At 50.2% G+C, this 2618-nt stretch carries 3 protein-coding genes and 1 pseudogene; all 4 read left to right on the top strand.

What is annotated here, in order from left to right:
- Nucleotides 1-770 (top strand): annotated as a pseudogene (locus J536_RS26345) (Ig-like domain-containing protein); the annotation flags it as partial.
- A gap of 4 nt (nt 771-774) precedes the next feature.
- Nucleotides 775-1308 carry a hypothetical protein gene (locus J536_RS26340; protein WP_228130728.1) on the top strand — a complete coding sequence of 178 codons (534 nt, stop codon included), beginning with the start codon at nt 775-777 and terminating at the stop codon, nt 1306-1308.
- A complete protein-coding gene (locus J536_RS26335; RefSeq protein WP_228130727.1) occupies nt 1305-2255 on the top strand; it encodes a hypothetical protein in 951 nt (316 codons plus the stop codon). Before J536_RS26340 ends, J536_RS26335 begins: the two co-directional genes overlap by 4 nt.
- 38 nt (nt 2256-2293) lie before the next feature.
- A partial coding sequence (locus J536_RS25915; RefSeq protein ID WP_171071516.1) for a hypothetical protein occupies nt 2294-2618 on the top strand: 325 nt, incomplete at its 3' end.

Below are 2618 nucleotides of genomic sequence, written 5' to 3'. Positions count from 1 at the left end.
GTATTGAACCACTACTTTATCATGCTGTAGCACCAGCAGCCCCAGAGATTGATCCAATCAATGGTACAGATCCGATTACAGGTACGGCAGAACCAGGTTCAACAGTAACTGTGACATTCCCGGATGGTACTACAGCGACTGTTGTTGCAGGCCCAGATGGTAGCTGGACAGTACCAAATCCTGGCCTTGAAGATGGCGATGAAGTAAAGGCAACGGCAACAGATCCGGCAGGTAACACCTCACCACCTGCAACAGAGATTGTTGATGCTGTAGCACCAGCAGCCCCAGAGATTGATCCAATCAATGGTACAGATCCGATTACAGGTACGGCAGAACCAGGTTCAACAGTAACTGTGACATTCCCGGATGGTACAACAGCGACTGTTGTTGCAGGCCCAGATGGTAGCTGGACAGTACCGAATCCTGGCCTTGAAGATGGCGATGAAGTAAAGGCAACGGCAACAGATCCGGCAGGTAACACCTCACCACCTGCAACAGAGATTGTTGATGCTGTAGCACCGATTGTAACGTTTGATGAATTATCTAGTCATGATAATACACCTACATTAACTGGTACTGTAGATGACCCTACTGCGAAAGTGATTGTAACTGTAGATGGTGTAGAGTACACAGCCGTAAATAACGGTGATGGAACATGGACACTAGCAGATAACACGCTACCAGCTTTAAATGAGGGATCACATACAATCCTTGTGACTGCTACTGATGCGGCGGGTAATGAAGGCTCTACAACAGGTACATTAATCATTATCGGTGAATCTGACAGCGATTCCGACTCAGATTCTGACAGCGACTCTGATTCCGACAGTGACTCAGACAGCGACTCGGACTCTGACAGCGACTCGGACTCTGATAGTGACTCTGACTCTGACAGTGACTCTGATTCTGATAGCGACTCTGACTCTGATAGCGATTCTGACAGTGACTCTGATTCTGATAGCGACTCTGACTCTGACAGTGACTCTGATTCTGATAGCGACTCTGACTCTGATAGCGATTCTGACAGTGACTCGGATTCTGACAGCGACTCGGACTCTGACAGTGACTCTGATTCTGACAGTGACTCTGATTCTGACAGCGACTCGGATTCTGACAGCGACTCGGATTCTGATAGCGACTCTGACTCTGACAGTGACTCGGATTCTGATAGCGACAGTGACTCTGACAGCGACTCTGATTCTGACAGTGACTCGGATTCTGACAGCGACTCGGACTCTGACAGCGACTCTGATTCCGACAGTGACTCAGACAGCGATTCTGACTCGGACTCTGATAGCGACTCTGTGATTCCGACAGCGACTCGGACTCTGACAGTGACTCGGATTCTGATAGCGACAGTGACTCTGACAGCGACTCGGACTCTGACAGTGACTCGGATTCTGACAGCGACTCTGACTCTGACAGCGACTCTGATTCTGACAGCGACTCGGATTCTGACAGCGACTCGGATTCAGACTCTGACAGTGATTCAGACTCTGACTCTGATAGCGACAGCGATTCTGACTCTGACAGCGACTCTGACTCTGACAGTGACTCGGATTCTGACAGTGACTCTGATTCTGACAGCGACTCGGATTCTGACAGCGACTCGGATTCTGACTCTGACTCTGATAGCGACAGCGACTCTGACTCTGACAGTGACTCGGACTCTGACAGTGACTCTGATTCTGATAGCGACTCTGACTCTGACAGTGACTCTGATTCTGATAGCGACTCTGACTCTGACTCTGACAGTGACTCTGACTCTGACAGTGACTCGGATTCTGACAGCGACTCGGACTCTGACAGCGACTCGGACTCTGACAGTGACTCGGATTCTGACAGTGACTCCGACTCTGACAGCGACTCAGACTCTGACAGTGACTCGGATTCTGACAGCGACTCGGACTCTGACAGTGACTCGGATTCTGATAGCGACAGTGATTCTGACTCTGACAGCGACTCAGACTCTGATAGCGATTCTGACAGTGACTCGGATTCTGACAGCGACTCGGACTCTGACAGTGACTCTGATTCTGATAGCGACTGTGACTCTGACAGCGACTCGGATTCTGACAGCGACTCGGATTCTGATAGCGACTCGGATTCTGACAGTGACTCGGACTCTGACAGTGACTCGGATTCTGATAGCGACAGTGACTCTGACAGCGACTCGGATTCTGACAGCGACTCGGATTCTGATAGCGACTCGGATTCTGACAGTGACTCTGATTCTGACAGTGACTCGATTCTGACTCTGACAGCGACTCAGACTCTGATAGCGATTCTGACAGTGACTCAGATTCTGATAGCGACAGCGACTCGGACTCTGACAGTGACTCGGATTCTGATAGCGACAGTGACTCTGACAGTGACTCGGATTCTGACAGTGACTCTGATTCCGACAGCGACTCTGACTCTGATTCTGACAGTGACTCGGACTCTGACAGTGACTCGGATTCTGATAGTGACTCTGATTCTGACAGTGACTCTGATTCTGACAGCGACTCGGACTCTGACTCGGATTCTGATTCCGACAGTGACTCAGACAGCGATTCTGACTCGGACTCTGATAGCGACTCTGATTCTGACAGCGACTCGGATTCTGACAGTGACTC

It is taken from the genome of Acinetobacter sp. 809848 (genome assembly GCF_000581275.1).
GTDB classification, from domain to species: Bacteria; Pseudomonadota; Gammaproteobacteria; order Pseudomonadales; family Moraxellaceae; genus Acinetobacter; species Acinetobacter pittii.
The sequence above is the reverse complement of the archived record's forward strand: the minus strand, read 5'-3'. Positions and strand labels throughout refer to the sequence as shown.